Here is a 3263-nt window from a genome sequence, read left to right as displayed (position 1 = left end):
TGAACCCGCCGTCAAGAAATCAATTTTTGATGTGATCGAGGAACAGGAAGAAGAAGCGGTTGCGGAGGACAACAGTACGCGCTGGTCTGTAGGCCCGATGGTGGCCCCGGTGTATTTTAATACGCTGTCTGAAGGGTCTCCTATACATTCGAATTTTGTAGCTAACAGCAAATCCGGTAACGTAAACCTCAGCTACGGTGTGGCTGTATCCTATCAGGTTTCTAAAAAGATGAGTGTGCGCTCCGGAGTGCACCGCGTGGATTACGGATATGACACTGATGAAGTGCGCTTTTCCTCTTCTCTATCCGCGTCTACTAGCACCCTGATCGATAACATTGATTACGATACCAATTCCCGTACGTTGGTAGTGGAAAGCCAGGCGGGCCGCGGCGCCCAGCAAAATGCTGCTCTGGATGCGAATGAAGTGACTGCACTAAGCCCGGCCAGGGAAGGTAGGATGGTACAAAATTTTGGATATCTGGAAGTCCCGGTAGAGCTGCATTACAGATTGCTGGACAGGAAATTGGGGATAAACCTCATCGGAGGGGTGAGTTCGCTGTTCCTTACTGGTAATTCCGTTACACTGGTTGCAGACAATACCTCCACTTCCATGGGCGAAGCCAACAACCTGAATGAGGTCAATTTCAGCACCAACCTGGGGCTGGGTGTCTTCTACCGTTTAAGCCCTAAAATGCAACTCAACCTGGAACCCATGTTCAAATACCAGTTGAATACCTTTTCACAATCGGCAGGAAATTTTCAGCCTTTTTCTCTAGGGGTTTACAGCGGACTGAACTTTCGGTTTTAATGACATAAGGCCGGCAACGGTCTGAATAAAGTTGGTTAGGTTAGTGGCCGCCAGAGCGGCAACGCCTTTGTAAACGCCCCGGGGTTCCGGGGCGTTTTGTATGTTTTCAGGATTCTCTTAAAAACATCCTCTCCTTCAGTTAGCCGATAATCGCTATTAAACACTATCTTTAAAATTACCCATGCCCATGACATTTGTAAACTGTTCAATTTTTCTTCTATGATATCAGATCCTGTTTCAATTTCAAGAATCACTTCAAGAACTACTGCAAAACCTGAGGAAGGTTTATTCTACGTCTGTTGGATACAAGAAGATGTTGAAGGAATTGAAATTGACGGTGTCTTCCATGAACAAGTGTCGAATTCCATCCTTTTCCTTACCCACAATCTGAACTGGAAAATATCCAAAGGAGAGAGCAAACACTCGGCCGGATACATCATGTCTATCAAACGGGAAACCCTTAATCACCCTATGCTCAGCAAACTGCATATCAATGAACTCAGGCTATTCAATTCCAGTGAGATCCCGATCATCAATTTAAGTCCTGGTATCGCCAAGCGTACCCAGGCCATTCTCGAAATGATAGATGAATTATTGGGCTCAGAACTAAATCATAAGGAAGATGCTATTCTGTCCCTGCTCAATACCTTTTTCGTGTATTGCGATGGACAGTGTAACATAAAATCTGTTCTTAGTGACAAGGGATCAAAAAGCAATGTGGTGTATAATTTCAAAAAGCTAGTGGACAAACATTTGTCTGAATACCACGATGTTTCGGACTACGCCCATCGGCTGAATATCTCCCCTAAATATCTTAATGAGTGTGTCAAAGACGTATTGGGATGCACGGCCAAAGCCATCATCACAGAGCAGTTGCTGATGCGGTCACGTCACCTGCTGAAGTTTTCAGATCAGAACATCAAGGAAATAAGCTATGACCTCGGTTTTTCCTCACCGGATTACTTCAGCTATTTTTTTAAAAATCAGACCGGAACAACACCCTCATCCCTGAGAAGGAACTAGGTATTCCGAAATTCTAAGAGATAACCGAAATATTCTAAATCTTTTCCCCCTTAAGAAATTCTATATTGAGGCAAACTCAATATCATGGACAGAAAAACATTTATTAAAAATTCGGGGATAGCTTTAGGATGGGCGTGTCTCCCAGCAATCGCAACTGCTAAAGGCAACCCATCTTATCCCAAAACTAATAGTGAGCCCAACCCAAAGATTGTCCGGAAGGATGAGGGAAATGTACTTAATGTCATTGGAGATATCCAGATGCACAAGATAAGTGGAGCAGACACGAACAACCAAATTGTGGAGTGGGTGAATGATGTAGAACCAGGAGTGGGTATCCCACCCCATGTCCATACCCGGGAAGATGAAATATTCCGAGTGCTTAAAGGTCAGGTTGAAATTATGGTTGGAGGAAAGACTACTGTGCTGCAGGAAGGCGACGTTGCGTTTGCACCAAAAAACGTAGTGCACTCCTGGAAGATTGTAGGGACTGAAAATGCCAGCATGTCTACCAGTGCATTTCCTGCAGGCATAGAAATCATGTTTGGAGAACTGGGAAAATTACCTCCCGGGCCTCCCGATTTTGATAAGGTTGCTGAGATCTGTGGCCGTTACGGGATCCGGTTTGTGTGATCACAGGGGCTATTCCATTAAGAAAAGAAATACGGTTTGGGCAGTGGCTCAAACCGTTTGTTTTTGATACCTTTTAAGTGTAAAATCCAATAACAGAACATTCAGGAAAGATGTTATACCTACCTGCACCTGCGGAGTAGAAAGTCACTGCAATTGTGAATAACCGATTAAACCACGTCTCGATATGCGATTACTGATAATTGGCGGAAACGGTACAGTAGGGAAACCTGTAACTAATTATTTCTCAAAAGACCATGAAGTGATCGTTGGCGCAAGAAATAGCGGTGATCTTGCCATTGACATTGGGGATAGCAATTCTATAAAGAAGGGTTTGGAACAAGTTGGGAAACTGGATGCTATAGTGTGCATTGCGGGAGAAGCAAAATGGGATGACTTTGGGGAACTTAATGAACAGGATTACTATATCGGCATTAAAAGCAAGCTTATGGGTCAGGTAAACCTGGTAAGGATCGGGCAGCACTACCTGAATAAAAATGGCTCGATTACCCTCTCCACCGGTATATTGGCTGATGACCCGGTGGTTAAGACCACAAGTGCGGCGATGGTGAACGGGGCTATCCACAGTTTTGTCCGCGCCCTTCGTTTGGAACTAACTAATGGTATCCGTGTTAATGCGGTCTCCCTGGGCCTGGTTGAAGATGCCTATGAAAAGTACCAAGACTACTTCCCGGGCCACAACCCCATCTCCATGAAGAAGGCAGTTAATGCGTATATACGAAGCGCGGTAGGCAAGGGGAATGGGGAGATCATCAGGGTCTATGAATAGTGTATTATGGAGGAA

4 protein-coding genes are annotated in these 3263 nt (G+C 44.8%); all 4 read left to right on the top strand.

Annotated features, from left to right (window positions below):
* The coding region (locus AC4E7D_RS11415; protein WP_490173921.1) for an outer membrane beta-barrel protein at positions 1–808 on the top strand (808 nt) is incomplete at its 5' end.
* A 219-nt stretch (positions 809–1027) separates the two neighbouring features.
* A complete protein-coding gene (locus AC4E7D_RS11410) occupies positions 1028–1831 on the top strand; it encodes a helix-turn-helix domain-containing protein (protein WP_490173920.1) in 804 nt (267 codons plus the stop codon).
* A gap of 84 nt (positions 1832–1915) precedes the next feature.
* A complete protein-coding gene (locus AC4E7D_RS11405; protein ID WP_490173919.1) occupies positions 1916–2461 on the top strand; it encodes a cupin domain-containing protein in 546 nt (181 codons plus the stop codon).
* A gap of 184 nt (positions 2462–2645) precedes the next feature.
* The gene (locus AC4E7D_RS11400) at positions 2646–3248 is read left to right on the top strand and encodes a short chain dehydrogenase (protein WP_490173918.1); all 603 of its coding nucleotides are present in this window, start codon (positions 2646–2648) and stop codon (positions 3246–3248) included.
* Positions 3249–3263: the final 15 nt, after the last annotated feature.

This window comes from Lentiprolixibacter sp. (assembly GCF_982873095.1).
Note: the sequence above shows the minus strand (reverse complement) of the source record. Positions and strands in the feature narration are given on the sequence as shown.